This window comes from Dictyobacter halimunensis (assembly GCF_036245075.1).
The window spans coordinates 13486-35755 of record NZ_BSRI01000002.1 but is presented as its reverse complement, the minus strand read 5'-3'; the positions used below and the strand labels follow the sequence as shown (position 1 = coordinate 35755).

The 22270-nt window shown below is 48.6% G+C and carries 19 protein-coding genes and 1 riboswitch; of the genes, 10 read left to right on the top strand and 9 right to left on the bottom strand.

Features of this window, described 5'->3' with window-relative positions; genetic code table 11:
- Positions 1–9: 9 nt before the first annotated feature.
- Entirely contained in the window at positions 10–1689 is a 1680-nt protein-coding gene (leuA, locus tag AABA21_RS14215; RefSeq protein WP_420917189.1) for a 2-isopropylmalate synthase, read from the bottom strand.
- A 351-nt stretch (positions 1690–2040) separates the two neighbouring features.
- Between leuA and AABA21_RS14210 the strand changes: the two genes are divergently transcribed.
- Positions 2041–2811, top strand: coding sequence for a dienelactone hydrolase family protein (locus AABA21_RS14210; protein ID WP_338251117.1), 771 nt, complete (start codon positions 2041–2043; stop codon positions 2809–2811).
- A gap of 130 nt (positions 2812–2941) precedes the next feature.
- On the opposite strand, the gene AABA21_RS14205 is transcribed toward AABA21_RS14210, so the two are convergent.
- A complete protein-coding gene (locus tag AABA21_RS14205; protein WP_338251113.1) occupies positions 2942–4387 on the bottom strand; it encodes a glycosyltransferase family 87 protein in 1446 nt (481 codons plus the stop codon).
- A 164-nt stretch (positions 4388–4551) separates the two neighbouring features.
- Between AABA21_RS14205 and AABA21_RS14200 the strand changes: the two genes are divergently transcribed.
- Positions 4552–5037, top strand: a complete 486-nt coding sequence (locus tag AABA21_RS14200; protein ID WP_338251111.1) for a peroxiredoxin — start codon at positions 4552–4554, stop codon at positions 5035–5037.
- A gap of 370 nt (positions 5038–5407) precedes the next feature.
- On the opposite strand, the gene AABA21_RS14195 is transcribed toward AABA21_RS14200, so the two are convergent.
- From AABA21_RS14195 to AABA21_RS14185, 3 genes are all read right to left on the bottom strand, one after another.
- Positions 5408–6655 (bottom strand): ATP-binding response regulator, encoded by a 1248-nt coding sequence (locus tag AABA21_RS14195; protein ID WP_338251109.1) that lies wholly within the window; start codon positions 6653–6655, stop codon positions 5408–5410.
- Positions 6656–6861: 206 nt separating this feature from the next.
- Positions 6862–7581 (bottom strand): glycine/sarcosine/betaine reductase selenoprotein B family protein, encoded by a 720-nt coding sequence (locus tag AABA21_RS14190; RefSeq protein WP_338251107.1) that lies wholly within the window; start codon positions 7579–7581, stop codon positions 6862–6864.
- A 252-nt stretch (positions 7582–7833) separates the two neighbouring features.
- On the bottom strand, positions 7834–9417 hold the full coding sequence (locus tag AABA21_RS14185; RefSeq protein ID WP_338251105.1) for a S53 family peptidase: 1584 nt from the start codon (positions 9415–9417) through the stop codon (positions 7834–7836).
- Positions 9418–9711: 294 nt separating this feature from the next.
- Here AABA21_RS14185 and glgX point away from each other — a divergent pair, with 294 nt between their 5' ends.
- Positions 9712–11814, top strand: a complete 2103-nt coding sequence (glgX, locus tag AABA21_RS14180; RefSeq protein WP_338251103.1) for a glycogen debranching protein GlgX — start codon at positions 9712–9714, stop codon at positions 11812–11814.
- A gap of 97 nt (positions 11815–11911) precedes the next feature.
- Here glgX and trhA read toward each other — a convergent pair whose 3' ends face one another.
- On the bottom strand, positions 11912–12601 hold the full coding sequence (trhA, locus tag AABA21_RS14175; protein ID WP_338251101.1) for a PAQR family membrane homeostasis protein TrhA: 690 nt from the start codon (positions 12599–12601) through the stop codon (positions 11912–11914).
- Between the two features lie 602 nt (positions 12602–13203).
- Here trhA and AABA21_RS14170 point away from each other — a divergent pair.
- The 6 genes from AABA21_RS14170 (at position 13204) to AABA21_RS14145 (ending at position 18212) form a co-directional block, all read left to right on the top strand.
- Positions 13204–13590 carry a hypothetical protein gene (locus AABA21_RS14170; RefSeq protein ID WP_338251099.1) on the top strand — a complete coding sequence of 129 codons (387 nt, stop codon included), beginning with the start codon at positions 13204–13206 and terminating at the stop codon, positions 13588–13590.
- Between the two features lie 258 nt (positions 13591–13848).
- Entirely contained in the window at positions 13849–15093 is a 1245-nt protein-coding gene (locus AABA21_RS14165; protein ID WP_338251098.1) for an alpha/beta hydrolase family protein, read from the top strand.
- Positions 15094–15108: 15 nt separating this feature from the next.
- Positions 15109–15411, top strand: a complete 303-nt coding sequence (locus AABA21_RS14160; RefSeq protein WP_338251096.1) for a hypothetical protein — start codon at positions 15109–15111, stop codon at positions 15409–15411.
- An 89-nt stretch (positions 15412–15500) separates the two neighbouring features.
- On the top strand, positions 15501–16124 hold the full coding sequence (locus AABA21_RS14155; protein WP_338251094.1) for a TetR/AcrR family transcriptional regulator: 624 nt from the start codon (positions 15501–15503) through the stop codon (positions 16122–16124).
- 242 nt (positions 16125–16366) lie between these two features.
- Complete coding sequence (locus AABA21_RS14150) at positions 16367–17224, top strand: hypothetical protein (RefSeq protein WP_338251092.1); 858 nt, start codon at positions 16367–16369, stop codon at positions 17222–17224.
- Between the two features lie 76 nt (positions 17225–17300).
- Positions 17301–18212 carry a sugar phosphate isomerase/epimerase family protein gene (locus tag AABA21_RS14145; protein ID WP_338251090.1) on the top strand — a complete coding sequence of 304 codons (912 nt, stop codon included), beginning with the start codon at positions 17301–17303 and terminating at the stop codon, positions 18210–18212.
- 15 nt (positions 18213–18227) lie between these two features.
- Here the strand turns inward: AABA21_RS14145 and AABA21_RS14140 are convergent, their stop codons facing one another.
- From AABA21_RS14140 to ribA, 3 genes are read right to left on the bottom strand one after another with little or no spacing between them, the layout of a single operon-like run.
- On the bottom strand, positions 18228–18842 hold the full coding sequence (locus AABA21_RS14140; RefSeq protein WP_338251088.1) for a riboflavin synthase: 615 nt from the start codon (positions 18840–18842) through the stop codon (positions 18228–18230).
- A gap of 28 nt (positions 18843–18870) precedes the next feature.
- Positions 18871–19347, bottom strand: coding sequence for a 6,7-dimethyl-8-ribityllumazine synthase (gene ribH, locus AABA21_RS14135; RefSeq protein ID WP_338251086.1), 477 nt, complete (start codon positions 19345–19347; stop codon positions 18871–18873).
- Complete coding sequence (ribA, locus tag AABA21_RS14130) at positions 19347–20612, bottom strand: GTP cyclohydrolase II (RefSeq protein ID WP_338251084.1); 1266 nt, start codon at positions 20610–20612, stop codon at positions 19347–19349. The genes ribH and ribA overlap by 1 nt, the downstream gene beginning before the upstream one ends.
- Before the next feature lie 394 nt (positions 20613–21006).
- Positions 21007–21165: riboswitch (FMN riboswitch) on the bottom strand.
- 287 nt (positions 21166–21452) lie between these two features.
- On the opposite strand from ribA, the gene AABA21_RS14125 reads away from it, so the two are divergent.
- A complete protein-coding gene (locus tag AABA21_RS14125; RefSeq protein ID WP_338251082.1) occupies positions 21453–22229 on the top strand; it encodes an SDR family NAD(P)-dependent oxidoreductase in 777 nt (258 codons plus the stop codon).
- The last annotated feature ends 41 nt before the right edge of the window (positions 22230–22270 follow it).

Here is a 22270-nt window from a genome sequence, read left to right as displayed (position 1 = left end):
CGGGCCTGATCAAGCATAGGCCTGGGAGCGGTTGAGGCCACTCAAGACCGCTTTAATCGAGGCGATTTCGATATTGGAATCCATGGCGGCGCCAAAGAAGGTGCCTGATGCTGTCTGAAGTTGAATGTAGGCAACGGCCTGCGTTTCAGCGCCCTGACCAACAGCATGTTCGGTATAGGTAAGGAGTTTAAAGGAAGCCAGGTCATGCTCATTTAACGCGCGCACAAACGCATCGATAGGACCGTTGCCCCGTGCTCTAATCTCTCTGGTGACGCCATCGACCTCGACACAAGCCACGCACTCTATATCCTTTGATCCATCATCGTGTATCATGGCACGGCTTTCAAATGCCTGGAGGGCGAAAGGTGTTGTGCGTGCCAGGTACTCATTTTCGAAGGTGGCAAAAAGTTCGGTTGAGAGAATCTCAGAACCGCGAGTATCGGCCAGCTGCTTGATAACCTTGCCAAACTCGATATGCATCGCCTTTGGCAGCTGCAAGCCAAACTCGCTTTCCATCAGGTAGGCCACGCCACCTTTACCAGATTGAGAATTGATGCGAATAATCGCTTCATAGGAACGACCGATATCCTTTGGGTCGATAGGCAGGTAAGGCACATCCCAGAGCTCGCTGGACGACGTTTCCTGCGAATTCATACCCTTATTAATCGCATCCTGGTGGGAACCTGAAAAAGCGGTAAAGACCAGTTCACCCGCGTATGGTTGGCGCATAGGTACAGGCAGGCGAGTGCATTTCTCGTACACCTGTTGGATCGCCTGAATATCGCTGAAATCGAGACCTGGATCGACACCCTGGGTATACATATTTAATGCCAGTGTCACAATATCGACATTGCCGGTACGCTCACCATTTCCGAAGAGCGTGCCCTCGACTCGTTCTGCTCCGGCCATAAGGCCAAGCTCACTGGATGCCACACCGGTTCCACGATCATTATGGGTGTGCAAACTAACTATAGCCGTATCACGGTTGCGCAAGTGGCGACAGAACCATTCAATCTGATCAGCATGGATATTAGGGGTTGAAACCTCTACAGTCGTCGGGAGATTCAAAATAATTTTTTTCTCCGGCGTTGGCTGCCACACATCCACGACCGCCTCACAGATCTCAAGGGCGAAATCGATCTCAGTGAGCGAGAAGCTCTCCGGTGAATACTCCAGAGTAATATCCGTTTCTGGGAGTGTAGAAGCAAGCTCTTTTATCAACCGGACACCACGCACAGCGATCCCCACGATCTCTGGCTTATCCAGACCAAAGACGATGCGTCTCTGCTGCTCCGATGTAGAGTTATAGATGTGTACAATCGCTTTTTTAGCACCGCGTAGAGACTCAAAGGTGCGATAGATGAGCTCCTCCTTTGCCTGCACCAGTACCTGGATAGTGACATCATCGGGAATACGGTTCTCCTCTATCAAGCGGCGCGTAAAATCATATTCCGTCTGTGATGCGGAAGGGAAGCCGACCTCAATTTCCTTAAATCCGATTTTCACCAGGAGGTCAAACATCTCCAGCTTTTCCTCCACACTCATCGGTATGGGGAGGGCCTGATTGCCATCGCGCAGATCTACGCTGCACCAGATAGGCGCGGTCGTAATCATCTTAGAAGGCCACTGCCGATCGGGCAAGTTGATAGGTGTAAAAGGACGATATTTTGACACAATCCCTTTTTGCATGTTAACACGCGTTTGAGTACTCATTTGTATTGGCATCTCCTGACTACACATTAATAAAGAGAGGGGTCATTAGATTTAGCGCTAACGAGCGAGAGTTGTGTTATCAGTGCTTTAGCGTATGTGCTATCATACCATATGCCTGCGGAACTGTCGAAGGGGCCAAGTGACCATCAGCAAAGCCGGGGCAAGCCCGGCACCTACGGGGAACATTTGCGTGTCGAGGAACGTTTACATGCCCTTTTCTGCAACCTGGATGTAACCCGATGCGTGCTAGAAATTGTATCCTATACATGTAGCAAGTAGTGGCACGGAAACGACTTGTAACGCAGAAGAAAAGGAGAATTGTAGAATATGTGTTATGATGACAACGCTCGCCCACCATTGCCCCCTGTTGATGGTGGTAGTGCCCATGGTGAAGATATCGTACTGACCGCTGCTGATGGTACGCGCTTTGCCGCCTATAGTGCCTATCCTGATAAACCGTTGGGTGCTCAGGTCATTATCTATCCAGATGTACGTGGGTTGCATCAGTTTTATAAAGAACTGACGCTCCGCTTTGCTGAAACCGGCATTCAGGCAGTCGCGATAGACTATTTTGGGCGTACCGCTGGTCTCACCGCACGCAATGACTCATTTGAGTACATGCCGCATGTGCAGCAAATGCATCTTGAAACCTTCTTCTCAGATGTAAAGGCGGCTCAGGAGTATCTGCACAGCAGCCAGGGAGGGAACGCACCCACGTTTGCCGTAGGATTTTGTCTGGGTGGTACTTTATCAATGTTGAGCGGCACCCAGGATCTGGGATTTACCGGTTTAGTCGGTTTCTATGCAGGCATGAGCCGCAACATGGATGGCAAAGGGACCCTGCTTGATCGCGCGGGTGAAATTAAGTATCCAGTACTTGGACTCTTTGGTGGTGCCGACCAGGGAATTCCCAATGACCAGGTGCAGGCGCTGGATCAGAAACTAGGCAACACCGGGATAGAGCATGAAATCATCTCCTATCCAGGGGCTCCCCACAGCTTCTTCGACCGCCGTTCCACCGAGTTCGCGGAGGCATCGACTGACGCCTGGAATCGGGTATTGCGTTTTATCACTGCCCACTCCAACAGGCAAGCATAACCTGCAAAACAGGTTGAGACGTCACATAAGAACAGACCGGCGTACCCAGAAAAGAGGGTACGCCGGTCTGTTCTTGATTGTGTACTATGTTTTCTGCGTGGGAGACAAAGATATTGAGATGTGTACGAGGTTATTCTGGTGTCTGTGGTGTAAATGGAGTTGAGAAAGAAGGTGGTGTTAATTCAGGGCATAGTGGTGTGATTGTTTGCTGCTCACGTGTACGAAACCAGTTAAAAAGATAGGCCAGGGTTAGTAGTGCGAGCAATATATTGCGGATGAACGCAACCTCAAAAAATCCGACAGGCATATGAACATGTGTCGAGTTCAGAATTTGTGAATAAAAAGCTACATAGATGAACATTGTCAAAAGGGACACCGATCCCCAGAGGATGGTCCAGGCTTTATTAAAGGCGCCTGCATAGGCCAGCAGAGGGATAAGCCAGATCAGATACTGAGGACTAAACACTTTACCCGTCGTAATAAACGCCAGTGTCAGAGCAATGACCGTCTGAGTCAGTGTGAGGCGCGACTGCCATTGCAGCCAGAAAATATAGGCCACCGCGAGCACAAATAGAACGGTCAATACTGGCGCAACAAGGCTGTTGAGCGATGTATACATATTGATCGAGCCGAAGTCATAGACAATGCGCCAGTTCAGACCGCCCAGATGAGCCAGCCAGAGCAGGCTTCCCCCCAGTGACTCAACCTGGATGGGGCGGTGCAAAAAATAGGAGACCTGGCTGACAACGGCATTTTGGAAATCCAGCAGCGCGAAAAAACCGGTAACTGCCAGCAAAGGCACAAAGAAGAACAGGCAGTTGGACCAGCGCCAGCGCACGCATCCCAGCAATGTGCGATAGAGATGGGAAGGTAAACCCCGCAAGGAGCTATCCGCAGGCACATAGATACGTTCAGTGCTTTGTTGCTCCGCGATAAAGAAAGCGGGAAAGAGCAGAATTGGATAAATCTTCAGCAGTACCGCGATGGCCAGCATGACATAAGCCATACGCCAACGTTTTTGGTGGGCCATAATCAGACCAAGCAATGTACAGGCGGCCGGCAACAGGTCGTAGCGCATAGGGGCCAGTGCACAGGCACCAATCACGAGGAAAACCAGAAAAGCGACCGCTCCTCCTGGAGGTCCGTAGCGCAGCATCAGCCAGTAAATAAATATAATAACGAGCGACATAAGAAAGGCAAACGCCACCTGGTAGTAGGCCAGAGGGGCAAGGAGAGGGAGGGAGAATGGTAGTAGCGTAAGTGGAGGATATTCGAGTGGAAGCATATGGAATGCCGGGTGAGAGCCTGACAGGTTCAAAAAAGAACATTGTACTGATGGTAGCATGTGAGTGGCATTGCTCCCAAGCCAAAACGTAAGGGCGTAGCACTGGTAGCGAGCAGGATCGGTCAATGGCCAAAAACCCTGGGCCGCAGCGCCAATAAACATCAGCAAAGTAATAATAACAACTGGAATAGTGCTTGCCAGACCACCAGGTTGGGATAATTTCTGCTGTGCTTTTACATAGGAAAGTCTGGTTTTATCTTCTGTATCGGGTATAGCTTTTTGGGGTAACAAAAGTTTGTAAATCCTCTCTTTACGCAGATTTGACAGTATTGAGTGGCAATGCTACAATCGCGAACAGCGTGTTCAAGAAACATTATCTTTCATCGTAACCATAACTACAAGACGTATGGTTGCTCCTGAATGAAACAGGAATATTTTAGTGGAAGGATTTTCTCATGGACAGTAAAAACCGTACCGAAACGAAAACTCTGAGAGTGGGAGATATTGCGCCTGACTTTACACTGAAGGCTGCCAAAGGTGAGCAATGGCATCTCAAGGATTTTCGTGGCAAGAAGAACGTCGTTCTGGCTTTTGTGCCATTTGCGTTTAGCAGTGTGTGTTCCGCGCAACTGCCCTCATACGAAGCTGAGCTTGAGCGCTTTCATGATTTTGACACCGAAGTCGTGAGTATCAGTATGGACAGCACGTATGCGCTAAACGCCTGGTCTCAAGCCATGCATACAACGTTCCCTTTGCTCTCAGACTTCTATCCTCAAGGCGCTGTGGTTGATCTGTATGGGGTGCGGCACGCGGCTGGAATGCCTGAGCGAGCCCTCTTTGTCATCGATAAAGAAGGCGTTATCCGCTATATTGAAGTACAGCATTCGCCAGGTGAGATGCCGGATAACGAAGATCTCTTTGAATCTTTACGAAAGCTGTGAGGGTGTCAGACACACTTTTTACTGGGGGCGTGATAGCCTTTCAAGTATAGGTTTTCAGGGGACTTGCTCCTTGAACCCGCTTATGCCGCCTGACGGCGGCACAAGGAGAGGGAAAATCAGGGGGCACCCCTGAAACCCCGCCAGAGGCTGCCGCCCCTGGACCCTGCTCGGGCTGCCGCACACGCGGCAGCCCTGGTTTTTTATAGAGGCAACCGAACCAACAATGGCGCATGAAGCGCCATTGTTGGTTCGGTTGCCTCTATAAATTATGTGAGTGCGACAGGGACACATGCGCTTCCCTGATGTGCTACCTCAGAAAGGGCCTTGGGACACTGCTGATGAGAAAGCTCAAGAGTGCAGCGTGAAAGTTTTAATGTGTAATGGTCCAGACGGCCTGGGTGTGGAGTGAAGGAGGAGGATCCGACTGGTTGATAACCGTTGGGTCAACATAAACGGGGAGCACTACGCTAAAAACGCTTCCCTGCCCAAGCACCGTTTGCACCTCGATATGACCTCCATGGCGCTCCACAATCTTACGAGCAATAAACAGACCAAGGCCCAGACCTGGACGGTTCCCTGACTGGATCCTGACATCTGGAACACGGAAAAATTGCTCAAAGATATTGGGAAGATACTCCTCTGGTATACCGATGCCTGTATCCTGAACCGAAACGATAACTTCATAGCCACTTTGCTGAAGTGTAATGGTAATGGGGGAGCCTTTTTTAGAAAATTTGCGTGCATTGGAGAGTAAGTTAATAAGGACCTGTGAGAAACGATCCTTGTCAATGTCTACTACAATAGGATCACCTAACAGTTCGCAATTGAGCGAAAGAACGGCGCGCGTTGTATAGGCATCGAGCAATTCGCGGCACAGATCCACCAGATTATAGCGCTTACGATGCAAAACAAACAGGTTTGTCTCCATTAACGACGTATCAAGCAGATCCTGGACCAGCACCTCGGTACGTGTAATAGAACGCTCCATGTCAACCAGGCCCTGATGTACCGCTGTTGTCGCATCTCCTCGTTCTAACTGATGGAGCATCAACTGGGTCATGCCTTTCAAATTAGAGAGGGGGGATTTCAATTCTTGAGAGACAATGTCAAGGAATTTATCCTTGGTCGCATTGGCGCTAACCAGCTCACTGGTGCGTTTTTCCACCAGGCGTTCGAGTGATTTCGCATGAAGAGATAGCGCCAGCTGCTGTTCGGTAACCTTACGTCGCAGCTGTCGTGTCTGGATCGCGCGTTGCAGCGCATTTACGAACGCATCACGATCAATAGGCTTCAAAATGTAATCGTACGCGCCCCCTCTAATAGCCTGAATGGCCAGGCCATGATCCCCGTGGCCGGTAATCAACAACACCGGCGTATCAGGGCGTAGCTCACGGATATGCGCGAGTAACTCAATGCCATCCATCCCGGGCATTTTTATGTCGCTGATAATCGCATCAAAATCGAACTCTTTAACGCGCTCAAGTGCATGTTGTGCTGAATCTGTTGTCTCTACCTGAACATTCTTCATACGCAGATCTACGACCTGGGGAAGAGCCTGTAACAGAGCCGCGTCATCGTCTACAATCAGGATTGGCGAATTGTTGATTTCTTCATCCATAATGTCTAGACCTATTTCCACCTGTTTTTAGCTTTTTATATTATACGAAGGACGAGGTTATTTTGTTTCGTAAGGCATTTATTCTGAGAAATATGGTTAGAAGGGCCAATGTAGTTTAATGCGAACATCTTTAAACCTGGTATGTTCTTACAAAACCAGGACGCTCCTAACGTTGTGGATAGGCGATCTTTTTCTGACCTATCAGTCTAGCTTTCCTGCAGATCGATAGGTTGCCAGTCGCTACTATTATATTCTGGATAGGGGATATCCCAGATCTGACCTGGCTCCTCACGCGTCTCCCAGCGTTTTAGCGCATCCAATAGCACCTGTTGTTGAAGGTGAACCTGGTGGGGACCCCCCAGGCTATGGCCAAGTTTAAAGTGCCGGGGCGCTATCGCGCGTGGAGGGCCAGCCTGTTTTGATTGTTCCGGTGCGACCGTAATCAAGACCGTCGGAATGCCAACTATCTCGATCTCACGAGCGATAGAACAAACCACCCGATGGCAGAGAGGGCAACCCGCGGTCAAGATCACGCCATCTGCTTTAGAGCGCAGTATGATCTTCGCCATTTCGGGCGCTGTTTTTTCATAGAGCTCGCGAAAATTTTGCGTAAAGCCCATAAAGCCCAGATGCTTATCGCTAACGCCACCGATGATCCCCTGCGACGCCAGATCGCGTAAGCGATCGAGTGGGAAGACACAATTGATATCTTCATCGGCATCATGGTGGTCATAATGGCTATGGGTAATCATCAACTGGCGACTCTCGCTATCGCCAGGGATGAGACGCCAGCTATTATCTCCCTCAACATGAAATGGTTCTTGCTCGCGTAGATGGACGCCCGCAGTACTGACAAGCGCAAAGACTGTATCTTTTACCTCGCGATTGCGAGGAGTATAGGGGATACAACGTTTGGACATTGGCATATTTGTCTGGTCCTTCCTGATGAAGTTTGTACTGCCAGCAAAGACCAATGCGAAAAAGGTCTTGTCCAGGTGCAGCTAACTTCCGGATAATTTGCTGTTCGTGATCGAATTTCTATTACTGCATAGCGTACCATGTGAATGCCGTATTGACTATATCAATGGTACGCTTGAGAAGGACTGACTCCAGGAAGAGATGGCTGGTAAACCAGAGGAGTCAGGATATGTCTCTTTTATGCAGTGTATTGTGTATAACTAGCGAATTAAGCGTCTGGGAGTATAGGCGTGGTAGAAGTGGAAAAAAACGTAGCCGTATAGCGGACAATGGAGGTGTTCGCCATGGCGAATAAGGGCCTGCCGATAGATTCGCCTGTAGTGTCTATGCCTTGTGAAGCCATAGAAAGCAGGGTGAGGATACTGCCACTGCGGTATATGCATGCGTACTGAGGTCGCTTTTTTCGTATAGTGTAAGGTGACCGGATTGAATAACCTGCTCTGCGCCAGCGCAATCAGTAACCGATTGGCGATTGGAGAGCCGAGCCCTGTCGCAGGGTCCCATCCCTGCCGGGCATTATAGCCAGGGAACGAGACGGTTGAACTCTGGACATGGACCGTCAAGGTATTGCTACCACTCAAAACATCATGGAAGACATGTGGGTAGAGAGGATTTTTACTCAATGCGTAAAGTGAAGGATTTAAAAATCCCAACCTTCTTCCCGCCAATTGATTACCCAATACGGTCAGGGCGGCCCACTGCGGCGCGCCCGCGCTTGTTCCCCCAATCGGGATAAAGGCCGGCCCCTGTTTCAGGCTAAAGATGATGGGAACCCCGGTTATGGGATCTCCAACGTAGGCCACATCAGGCACGCCACGGGTGCGGCTAGCGCCAACAAAGCCATCTTGATAAGAGGGACGTAGAAAGCGACGGCTAAAGCCGCCTCCGGTTGAGCCAAGTCTGTTACTCCAGACTTCTTCCTGCTGATAGATTCCTGATGGCGACAATGATAAATGTGTGCCTCCTACGCTGGTTACCAAAGGATCGCTGGCGGGATATTCCACTCCCGGGCCCAGAGAAATAAGCTTTAACGTATTATTGTATACCGGCTCCAGCGTTCCACGATCCCCGGAGGAGGCAAAAACCGAGATGCCCCTGGCTCGTGCCTCCTCAAATAGGGCATGCTCTTTACGCAGCATATTAGCAGAAACGGCGGTTTCGGGAAAGCCAAAACTTTGCGTGAGCACATCACCCAGATTATGTTGAATAGCGAAGCGGGTAGTGGCATACAGGTCTTCAATACCGGCCGACTTGCTTAAAACAAGATTGATCTTTGCGTCTGGCGCGATGGCGTGGGCCCATTCCACATCGAGATTAATCTCCTGAGCAGCGAGCAATTGACTGCGGTTACTGCTATTGAGGGGTGTTAATCCTAAAGGAGCAAAGATAGTGAGATGGGGATCTGGCAGACCAAAGAGTTGATCGAAGATATGCACATCAGTGAAGAGATGAGGGCTCTGAAAAAAGCCGATAATGGCGATCGTCTGACCCTTGCCCGTAATGCCGGCCTCAAATAATGGCCGAATCTGATAAGCCTGTAGAATCTGCTGTGGTGTATAGCAGCGAGGAGGGATAAGGCGGATCAGGCAAGCAAATTGCTTATGGCTAATGAGTGTAGCATCTTTATCGAGAGGAATATCATGAGAGACTTGTTCTGTGGCCAGCAGTAGCCGAGTCAAGGCAGGGTTAGTGGAAGCAGATGCGAAAGATGACAAAACTGAGTGAGGGATACAGATAAGCGTAAAGAACAGGATCGTGAGTACAAAAAGGCCTACATGCTTCATCGGATAATTACTCCTCCCACCTTTAGCATCATCTCAAAGAAGGTTTGCCGCGATAATGCCAGGAATACAACAGAGATGGAGATACGGTAGATACGTAGCCAACACTAATGAGCCCAATCTAATAACGAATCCATCTTCAGGAGTATAGGATGAAAGATGAGAGAAAGCATCGGCTGAAGGGTTGATTTCAGGATAGGATATCAGGACGAAAATCTTCAGTAGTAGAGTAACCATTGCAGCGACTCAACGTTATACAACGTTATATATAGCAGGATCACATAGGAAGGAAATGCAATGTATATTGTTGAAGCAGGTCGCCCACGTCCTTTAGGAGCCACGCCAGACGCGAATGGAGTAAATTTCTCAATATTTTCAGAGCATGCCACAAATATTGAATTATTACTCTTTGAGAAGAGCAATGACACCATTCCCATTCAAACTATCCTGTTAGACCAGCTTAAAAATCGAACATTTCACTTCTGGCATGTTTATGTACGGGGGGTGAAGGCGGGCACGCATTATGCATATCGTATCTTTGGATCGGCGCAGACCGAAGTAACCGGTGATCGCTTTAACTTCAACAAAGTTCTGATAGATCCATATTGTCGAGGGATCACTGCCGACTTATGGCAGAGGAGCAATGCCATTGGTGAGTCCGACAACGTTGAAACCTCTTTAAGAAGCACGGTGGTTGACATTTCAAACTACGACTGGGAAGGGGATCAATGCTTAAACAGGCCGATGAGTGAAACCATTATTTATGAGATGCATGTTGGTGGTTTTACCCGCTCGCCTTCATCGTATAGCGCCCATCCCGGAACATTTGCCGCTTTGATAGAGAAAATCCCCTATTTACAGGACCTGGGAATTACCGCGGTAGAATTAATGCCAGTAGCTGCGTTTGATCCAACCAGCGTGGCCCGGGTCAATCCTTTGACGGGAGAGCCTCTCAGCAACTACTGGGGGTATGATCCAATCTGCCATTTTGCTCCTCACCCTGGTTATTGCATAGACGCGGAGGGTGTACGGCATATCGACGAATTTAGAGACATGGTCAAGGCTTTACATCGAGCGGGCATCGAAGTTATCCTGGACGTCGTCTTTAATCATACTGGCGAAGGTGACGAAAACGAGCCAATTATCAGCTTCAAAGGAATCGACAATCGTATCTATTATTTTCTTGATCCCCAGGACAAGCGCCTATATCTCAACTACTCGGGTTGTGGAAACACTTTTAACTGCAACCATCCTATTGTCGCCAAATTGATTACCGAATGTCTGATTTTCTGGGTGCGAGAAATGCATGTAGATGGTTTTCGCTTTGATGAGGGCTCTATTTTAAGTCGCGGCATCGATGGGAAGCCAATGGAATATGCGCCAGTGCTATGGTCAATTGAACTTTCAGATGTATTAGCTGACACCAAAATTATTGCCGAGCCATGGGACGCGGCGGGGCTCTACCAGGTTGGGAATTTCCCTGGTTATCGCTGGGCGGTCTGGAATGGACAATATCGAGACACCATTCGTAGCTTTGTCAAAGGAGATCGTGGAATTATCGGGACCGTCGCATCGCGCATAGCCGGCAGCCAGGATATTTTCAGTGAGCCGGGGCAGAGACCGATTAATGGCATTAACTTCGTTACCTGCCATGATGGTTTCACGCTCAACGACCTGGTATCCTATAACGAGAAACACAATGAAATGAACGGGGAGGATAACAGAGACGGCCTCAATTATAATAGCAGCTGGAATCATGGAGTAGAGGGCGAGACCCAGGATCTAGAAATACAACAACTACGTGGCAGGCAGATAAAAAACTTTTTGACTATCCTCCTTATCTCACAGGGAGTTCCCATGATGCTCGCCGGAGATGAAGTATGTCGTACCCAGCACGGAAACAACAACGCCTACTGCCAGGACAACGAAATCACCTGGTTTAACTGGGAACTACTCGAAAAGAATGCCGAGATGCATCGCTTCTTCAAACGCATGATTGCGTTTCGCAAACAATATTCCAATGTCAGAAGGGAGCGCTTCTTTAGCGGCAGCACAGATCGGCATGGAAAAAAGGACATTGAATGGCACGGCTGTCAGCTGGCGAAACCGGGCTGGGATGATCCTGCCTCACGTGTCCTGGCGTTTACTATCTGGTCAGGTGAAGATGCCCATGACATTCATGTTATGATGAATATGGATTTTGTCAGGCTTCGCTTTCAAGTACCCGTAGTGGGTAAGGGCAAATGTTGGAAACGAATTATCGACACGGCGCTGGCCAGTCCCGATGATATTGTGGAGCAAAAGCAGGCTCAATATATGGCAGATAATACGTATGAGCTTGCAGAGCATAGTATTGTTGTGCTTGTAAGTGACAAATATCCGTCTGTGTCCCAGATCTGACGGAATCTCGCTATGGGCGCATGGCAGCTGTAGGGTTGGGGGCATAAAGGATAGAAAACAGGCTGTTTTTCCATCGTTCATGCCCTGGTCTTCTATACTACACGCGAGGAAAATGTAGTGCCCACAGCCAGACGCAGGAGGCAAAGGCCACGCTGCCCCCAATCACAAAAAGATGAAAAATCTCATGGTAGCCGAAGTAGCGTGGCAGGGGATTGGGCCAGTGGCTGGCATAGACTAGAGCACCAATTGTATAGAGGATGCCACCAGCGATCATTGTCCAGACGAAAGACCACGGGAGAACTGCCAGAAAGGCGGGCAAAGCAAGGATGGCGATCCAGCCCATCAATATATAGAGCAGAGCATTGAACCACTTAGGGACGCGCAGTGCATAAGGGAAGAGCGTAAAACCGATGCCGGTACCTGCCAGCAGCCAGATCGCAACGAGCAAGGTGACACGCACCCAACCAGAAAGAATATTGAAGCAGAGTGGTGTATAGGTGCCGGCGATCAGCACAAAGATATTCGCATGATCAAGGGCGCGCCAGACGCGCCGCCGTGCAGGCTCCCAATGAACGATATGATAGATAGCGCTCACCGTATACATCTCAATCATACTCAAACCAAAGATAAGCAGGGAGATAAAGCGTGGCAGATCCGCGCGACTATACCAGCACAGGACCACCGTCAGCAGCAGAGCAGCCACAGCAGCGAACGCGTGAAACCATCCTCGTAAAAAAGGTTTCCCTTGTTTGTGCGCATGTTCGGTTATAAGCAACTCATTTTTCATGGATGTATATCACCTGTTCTCTCTCTCTATGTAAAGGCAACGTATGAAGCTTCCCACAGCCTGACATCTGTTGCAGTATATAAGTATTCAGCCAAAAATGCACTATTGCCAGCTAACAACATACCACATTCTGGTTATAACAAAATCTCTCTTTATAGGGACAATCTCCCCACACATATTTTTCTTAAAGGTGCTTCTCGGTGGGAGATTGAAGCTACGGAATGACTCAACCATTTCCTGCAGAAAATTATGGCCATCAGGCCTATCGCAGCTTAGTAATTTCTTTTTGATTTATAGATACATATGTATTTTTTGTCGAAAAAGAAAGTAAAAGTAACTCACCAAAAAGTAATAAAAACTATGGATTACAAGATATATTTGTCTTATGGAATAGGTTGAATGTAAAATAGAGTCAGCGGTTGATGTGATAGATACAGTCCTAAGGAAGGGAGCATTATTTATCTAGAACTCACGGGGATAGAACTCCGAGAGGGCCTATTGAATTGGTCTTATTCAGGAGCCTTGTGCTAACCAAATCATATTTAATATGTGTTAACTTGTAAAATGTACGTACGGTTTACACGCAGAAAGCAGGTTCTCTAATGTCTTTCTCTTCTCGATCAAATGAAGTTCCGCCACCACCTCTGGAAAAAATTGGTGATCTGGTTTACTCACCTGGGACTGATCTGCCGTTTGGAAAACGTATACGCATTGGTTTATCCGAGCAAACAATCTATGAAAGTGCTGTAGAGCATGGTTATCGAACAGGGATTCGCGCCCACTTTACCTTTATTGAAGACCACGAATGTCCAAATCCTGTACCGTTAGATGACAAACAATTCACTATGATTGTTGAGCACCTCGTCCCAACAAATCTGAACGCGTTTGAGCAAGGTCTCTGGCGTTCGCATTTTATTGCTGGATGGATGGGGGTCTATCTAGGGCTGGTTACCGATGAGGACGACATAAATCCAGATATAGACAGATAGGTGTGCACACCTCCGCGGCAATGGAGGTGGATGACCCCTACCTGGAATAGGTATTGAAACAAGAAAGATCCCGTCTTGAAGAATGCATGGGAGGAGCACGGTCAGCAAATGTAAAACTATTTGCTGGCTGTGCTTCTTTTTGGGACAAACAATGGGGCAAATGTCCCTATTGCCAAAGTGAAATAATCACCTATACTACTCTCAAATCAACTGCCTAAGCGCAGTGGTAAAGAAAGAGCAGAAAGGTAGAATCATCGCATGTCTCGCCGGCTGACACCAGGATCCTCAAAAAATCATCCTTTTATGGAACCTTCTAAAAAAGAAGGCGAGTCGACTACCGAACCGCCACTCAAGAAGAAGCATAAAGTCGCGCGCATCCTATTAGGTATGCTCTTTGTTGGGAGTATATGCGCATCCGTATTCCCCTGGGGACGATCAATAATCCGATCGCTTGTTATTCTGCCTGCGCTCATCTTCGCTACGCAACCTGGAATATTGATCAACAATGGTGATGCCATCAAGCACATGCAGATGAGCATCTCCTCACAGAGTGGTCCTGTATATCTAGATGTATTTATGCCGATAGGGGGAGATCCTCTCATCAAAAGCGCGCGCGGTGGCGTCTTGATTGTGCCAGGGGTGGGAGATAACCGCCAGGTACCACAGTTACTTAATTTATCGGAAGCGTTTGCGCGTACAGGGCTAATTGTTATGGACATGACGACCCCCACTTTGATGGCCTATGATATTTCTGTACAGGATACTGATGCCACGGTACAGGCCTTCAAAAAACTAGAAAGCCTACCAGGAATGGCGGGCAGGCACAGTGGCATGATCGCGTTTAGCGGGGGCGTCCCACTTACATGTTTCGCTGCCGCAGATCCTCGCATCAGAGATGAAGTCGCGTATATCGCCGCATTTGGAGGGTATTTTGACACCACAACCCTTTTAGAAGCATTGGGGAGTAGAAGTATAACGATAGATGGCAAGACCGAGGCCTGGCATCCTATTGACATCCCAATACAGGTGCTTACTAACATGACAACAAAGGATTTTTCTTATGATGAGCAAACCACGCTCAGGACAGCGTTAGCTAGCGATGCCCAACCGCTAACTGGCACTCAACTACAATCCTTATCCCCAGGAGCGCAGGCCGTGTATCATCTGCTCAAAGGTGATGAGCCACACCAGGCTGCGAGGAACATACAGTTGTTACCACTAAAAATACAGAAGTTATTGACAGATCTTTCTCCAAAACGGGTGATCAAAGACATTCGCGCCCCAATTTTTCTGCTTCATGATCGCAATGATGGTTCGCTACCCGTCACAGAAACGCGAGAATTTGACGCGGCGCTCACCCAATTGCGGCATAAGCATGAATACGTAGAGTTCCATATCTTTGACCATGTCGAAGTTCGCTCTGGTCTGAATGTGGGCCAACTTGCTGGTGACGGCTTTCATCTCTTTAGCATACTGGATAATTTGCTCTATACAGGCTCCTAGCACGAAATGGAAAAAATGATGATTTTCGCATCCACTTCTCTGTGGGGTATGATTGGTCTGGGTGTTGGAATGCTTTCTATCGCAGCGCGTCTACAGCCAAAAGGCTGGTCAAAATGGCCCTGGTTCGGTATGCTAGCCATTGGAGGATGTACGGGTTGGGCAGGAGGCTGGGTAGGAGTCTGGCTATTCGGTCATCTCTTTGCCCCTGTGACTGCGCTCTGGATTGCCATTGTTGGTACCATCTTTATCCCGCGCTGTATTGCCGTAGTATGGCGAAGCAGCGTAGCAAAAGTAACAACTGACCGGCAATTCTGGTAGGATATCTCTGGAAAAATTCTGGTAGCGTTCACGGGCTTCTCTATTTCTGCTACAATGGTATGAGACTGAGAGAAGCGAGGAAATAGCTTATGCGGCCCGAAGGCCGTTCAATGCGTGAAAGCATATTGGCTGCTGCTGTCCACCTTTTTGCTCAATACGGATATCACGCAGCACCATTGAGAGATATTGCTCGTATGGCGGGGATACAGGCTGCCAGTATTTATCATCACTATCCAAACAAACAGGCCCTCCTGATTGAGATAATGGAAACATACATGGTACGTTTGAATGTAAGCCTGGAACATGTCCTCAAAGAATATGATGATCCGCTCCAGCGCCTGCACGAAGCGATTGCCAACCATATACGCATGCATACGACGTACAAAGAGGAATTTTTTATTATCGATACAGAGATGAGAGCTTTAGAAGATGGTCACAAAGCACAGATTATCTCATTGAGAGATAAGTATGAAGCCCTTCTTCAGGAGCTATTGCAAGATGGTATGGAGAGAGGTGTTTTCCGCCAATGCGATGTTAAAGTTGCCTCGTATGCCATCATTGCGATGTGCACAGAAGTCGCAACCTGGTTCCGACCAGATGGAAGATTAAGTGTACAACAAGTAATTACCAGCTATCGCCAATTTATCGCAGAGGGGTTACTAACAACGTCGGGCATCACGCATATGCCTGATGAGAGGGCCCATTTGCTTTAGTCTCATCTTCCTGCACACGTATGTAGCCAGAAAGGTATGAAATCCTATAGGATGGCATACCAGGGTTCAGCATTGAACGTACATAGTAGCAGAAGGATTTATGCATAGCATTGAAGCAACCTGTATTGCAGGTCAAAATCGCCGATGGTAGGGGGCAAAAGCATATGTGTATCAGCAGAACTGTAGTGTTATCAACAGTGTTTTTATGATAAATATTGGAAACGGGGGAGCAACTCACTGTTATGGGAAGTGAAAAGAAGCGCCAGAAAAGATCTATAAGGCTTTTCGTCTGGGTTGCTTTACTGCTACTTATACTTATAAGCGGCAGTGTTATCTTTGCCGCAAAAATTAAAGGAAGTGGCGGAAATATTTCTCAAGTAATGCCGACAGACACCGCCACCAGTAGAGCAAAGACGCCTACCGTTACGCCGACAGTTACTTCCACTACTACCAATACCGCTACTCCGACTCCCACCACCTTATTCCACGAAGATTTTTTAGACAATCATAATGGATGGGCCGTATCCAGTAGCGCTGGCTATATACGTTCGATGGCTGACAACAAGCTTACTCTATCGGTGGCAGAACACAAGATCCTGATTGAAAATGTGCCCACCTCGGCGCCTTTAAGTAATTTTACGCTCGACGTCAGTTATATTCTGGAAAAAGCCGATAAAAATGACAGAGTGGGTCTCTATCTAAGGGGGGACAGTAATCTCGATCATGACTATCGGATTGATATCTTTGGTAACAATACCATCACCATCAACAAAGAATCTTTAGATGATAACAAATTGCCACAAAGCATAGTGCTGAGCACGATCACCAATATTCCATCGATCAAAAAGATTGGGCATGAGAACAGGCTTGAAGTATCGATGAATGGCCCTCAAATTGTCTTAAAGGTGAATGGGGTAGAGGTTAAGAAGCTCGAAGACTATGACTACACCAAAGGGCAGGTTGCCTTATTTGTAAACAACGGCTGGTCATCAGATGAAGTCACGGCCTCTTTCATCAGCATGGACGTTGAGTCGATTATAGATCCGTTACCAGGCATGATGCCCACCGCCACGCCATCAGGTGGCAGCCCCACTCCGTGAAGCACCTGATAGTCAGGATCGAGGCTTCTCATATAACTGAACGTACCCACTTGCAGCAGTTTAAGGAGGAGAAAGCATGAATACGCAAGTTGCCCATACAGAGCAAATCGCGGCATTCCCCAAATGTTTTATGGATGAGCTATGTGTGAGCAGGAGCCTAACATTATTTCAGTGGATAGAGATGGCCGCAGGTTTAGGTGTAGACGGATTAGAATTTTATCCTGGTTTCTTCACATCATTTGAACGTCCTTATTTAACAGAGGTACGTACAGCGCTCCAAAAGCACCGCCTGGCTATGCCCATGTTATGTGCGTCCCCCGACTTTATCCAGCCTGATCAAGCTGCGCGCAAGGCTGAAATTGAAAAGGGCAAGCGCATGATAGAACTGGTTGATTTTTTCGCAGCACCCGAGCCGCGAACGTGCCGTGTTCTCTCCGGTCAAAGGAGGCCAGGAGTCTCTGAAGAGCAGGGTATTGAGATGGTAGTGGATAGCATCCAGCAGCTTCTTCCCTACGCGCAGGAACACGGTGTCATACTGGCTATAGAGAATCACTATAAAGACAACTACTGGACCTATCCGGAATTTGCTCAGCATCTTCCCCTATTCGCCCATATCGTTCATGCCATAGAATCGCCCTGGTTTGGTGTCAACTATGACCCATCCAATGCCATCCTGGCAGGCGAGGATCCACTGGACGTACTGGATGCCATAAAAGAGCGTGTTGTAAGTATGCATGCCAGTGATCGGCGCTTACAGCCTGGATATACGCTAGAAGACCTACGAGCTAAAGAGGAAGGTCCTGGTTATGCCAGTATACTGTGCCATGGTGAAATAGGCACCGGCCTCAATGATTTTCCCCGCATTTTCCAGACGCTGAAGAAGGTCGGTTTTCACGGCTGGATCTCGATTGAAGATGGTGTCAATGGGCTAGACGAATTGCAACGGTCAGTGCATTTCTTACGTCAAACACTCGCTAGCTTGCATTGAAACTTCACATGTTGATCAGGCTGTTGTCGGCTGTTGCTGTGATTGATGGATGTAAGTGGTCTCGAAAAAGCGAGCCACATAGCGACCAACGATATCGGTTTCCACATTGAGCAGCATCCCTTCAACGGCCTGCCCCAGATTCGTATGTTCGCGGGTGTATGGGATAAGAGAGACTGAGAAGCGATCATGCCAGACATCTACTACCGTCAGACTGACGCCATTTAAAGCGATAAAGCCTTTGGGGATGACATAAGGACGTAGATGAGGTGGCAGGGCTATTATCACATCCCGCCCGATCCCATCTTTTTTTGTCGCCAGCACAGAGGTGCACGCCTCTATATGCCCCTGCACCATATGACCGCCCATGCGCCCACTGGCCAACAATGAACGCTCCAGGTTTAGCCGATCGCCGGGCTGTAAACTGACCAGGCGCGTACGACGTATGGTCTCCGGCATCGTATCTACGCGAAACCAATCCGCGCCGATTTCTGTAACCGTCAGACAGATGCCATCGACCGCAACGCTATCTTTTTCTGTAACGCCTTGCAGTATATTACCGGCCGAAATGCGCAGGCTGGTTTCCTCGCAACATTGGAGTATTCCCTGTTCTTCAACGATTCCCGTAAACATATCTTCCTCCTGAATGAAATAATGGAATCTAGCGCCTGTGGCGTAACAGGCGGCTCGTGCAGGCAACGTCTACCGCAGCCTGAGCGAATTCTTTGCCCCTGGCGATGCGCTGTCCAGCCTGTTGCTGATTTTCTACGCAGAGCACACCTAGAATAATTGGAACGCCTGTATCAAGCGAGACGCGTTGAATACCACGGGCGACCGTATCCTCAACTACCACGTCGTGGCGTGTTTCGCCTTTCATAACACAGCCAATACAGATTAATGCGTCGTGAGCCTGGTGCGTTAGCATCGCCTGGGCGATGGTTGGCAGTTCATAAGAACCCGGAACGTACACTACATGCACAGCTTTATCTGCAACCCCTAAATGCGAGAGCTCCTGCTGGCACAAAGCCAGTACCGCACCCGTCACGGACCAGTTATAACGAGCAACAACGAGTCCAAGCGTCAGATTGGTCCCATCTAGAGACATTGCAGGTTCATGGGCATAAAATTGATTTTGCATCACAATTCACACTCTTTCAATGAGCTCGAGACATCGATAGTTTGTGAATTGGCAAACAGATGTCCCAGACGTTGGTATTTTGTATGCAGATAGCGAATATTATCGACCGTTGGTTGTATCTCAAGGGGAACACGCTCAACTTGAATGCCTGCTGACGTAAGAGCCTGAATTTTCTTCGGGCTATTCGTCATTAATCGAGCATGGGTAATATGAAGGTCCTGTAGAATCTCAACGGCGGTAATATAATCGCGTGCATCAACGGGATAGCCCAATTTTTCATTGGCTTCAAGTGTATCGTAGCCCTTATCTTGCAATGCATATGCCTGCAGCTTGGCTGAGAGACCAATCCCACGGCCCTCGTGAGGAAGGTAGAGAAGGATACCCCGACCTTCAGCCGCAATGGCATGTAGTGCTGTCTGAAGCTGGGCCTGACAATCGCAGCGTTGGGAACCGAAGATATCGCCAGTGGCGCAGGCAGAGTGGAGGCGAACCAATGGAGGTATCTCCTGCTTGTCTGTCAGGTCGCCAAGAAGCAGCGCAACATATTGTTTACCCGAATCTATCTCACGATAAGCCAACGTTGTAAATCGAGCCTCTGGTAGAGGCAGATGAGTCTGAGCAACCAGGCTGACACGATGGTCGCGCCGAAAACGGGCGATGGCATCGACAGAGATAATATCGATGCCCCACTCATGTGCCATAGCGCGCAATGTAGCACCCCGTGCCGCATTGCCAGCGTGATCCAGAACTTCACAGATAACCGCGCCAGGAGTCAGGCCTGCCATGCGCATCAAATCGACTGCGGCCTCTGTATGTCCTCGGCGCTCGAGCGTGCCCCCGGCACGGGCACGCAGCGGAAAGACATGACCTGGCCTGGCAAGATCTTCGGGCCGGGTCATAGGATTAACCAGTGTACGGATAGTTTGAGCACGATCATGCGCAGAAATGCCAGTAGTTGTAGAGGTATATGCATCGACAGACATAGTAAAAGCGGTACCCTGCAGAGGTTTCCCCTCGCCGGCGATCAATGGCAGGTGCAATGTATCCAGAAGCTCACCTGCCATGGCCACGCAAATGAGTCCACAGGCAGAATGCATAAGAAAATTGATCGCCTGTGGCGTTGCGAACTGGGCGGCCAGGCAGAGATCTGCTTCATTTTCACGATCTTCATCATCGCAGATTAACAACATCTTGCCTGCTTGCACTGCACATATCGCATCAGCTACCGAAAGATTTGGAGGCGAAAGGTGTGATTGCGTTTCCATTTAAATGCCCCTGTCCTACTGATGTCTATTCATCAGACTTAATTGTAAAAGCGAACTATTTGCGTACTTGATTTTTGCAAGAGAACATATGCTTACATCAGTGGGGGCGTAACAGATGGATACGGAAAGGGAGAAGGGATATTAACAATAGCAACTGTTTATAGGCACATCGAACAAAGAATCATGCCAGTTAGCCATGAGAGGTACGCAAAGTTGCCGTACCCACATACTGACTGACGCGCCCAACTACTACTAAGAGGTAGGTTTCTCTTCTTAGCTGAAGCACGTCGGCACAATCGAGGGATACCCTGTCGGATGCGATTGCATTGACAAGCTATCATATCGATGAACAGACAGGCACTATGTTATATGGAACAACCACAAGGGTCGTTACTCATGTCTTCTCCCATCCGGACTATACCGTCGGCCCTGGAACTTCCCCAGGTCCACCAATGTATGGAATCACATTCTCATACAGTAGGTCGCGGGCTTTACCGCCGATCGGGAATTGAAAATGCTCATTGCATTTTCTCACCCTGCCCCGAAGACGCTGATGTATTGTGTATGTTCTGAGAATAATGAAAAAACAAGGGTTTGTCAACTCGTACCTGGTAGCCCGTGTCCATGAATGTTGTTATGGAAAACAGCGACCCAAAGGAAGAAGGCAGGGAACAATGTAACTTATGGCTCAGGGCAAGAGTGTTTCTATAGCGTATATACATATGAAAGTATGCTGGAAGCAGCAATAGCGGGTATGTTACACTATAAAAAGGTCAGTTCACAACAACTATGAATTATAATAATGTGTCATAGCCTATATTGCATAAAGGAGATTCATTTGTGTTTCGCTTAGATAATAAAATAGCACTCATCACTGGTGCTGGATCTGGAATTGGACGTGAGATCGCCTTGCTCTATGCCAGACAGGGAGCGCATGTAATTATCGCAGATATCCGCCTGGATGCAGCGAAGACAGTCGTTAGTGAGATTGAAGCGCAAGAAGGAAAGTCGCAAGCGATAGAGCTAAATGTCGCAGATGAAGCCCAGGTCCAGGCTATCTTTGCCCAGGTCATACAAGAGCACGGACGGCTTGATATTTTAGTGAACAACGCCGGTGTAAGCCACGTGGGTAACATTTTAGAGACCAGCCTGAGTGATTGGGAGCGCGTCATGAACGTGAATGCGACAGGAGCGTTCCTTTGCGCGCGCGAGGGTGTTAAACACATGGTCGCGCAACAGCCGCAGGGAGGCGTAATCGTCAACATCGCCTCAGTAGCAGGCATGATAGCCGTCGATCGCCGTCTCCCTTATGGGGCCAGCAAAGGAGCTGTTATCAGCATCACGCGTTCTATCGCTATGGACTTTGTGAAACAGAACATCCGTGCCAACGCCATCTGCCCGGGAACAGTACATACACCGTTCGTTGAAGGTTTCCTCTCCAAGAATTTTCCCGAGACAAAAGACGAAGAGCGCAACAAACTGCATGCGCGACAGCCGATAGGGCGTATGGGCAAGCCTGAAGAGATCGCCAGTGCTGCATTATATTTAGCTTCTGAAGAAGCCGCTTTTATTACCGGATCGACGCTGGTCATTGATGGTGGCTGGACCGCAAAATAGCACCCCACGAGCGAATATTCCTGGCTTTTTGCCGTAAGCAC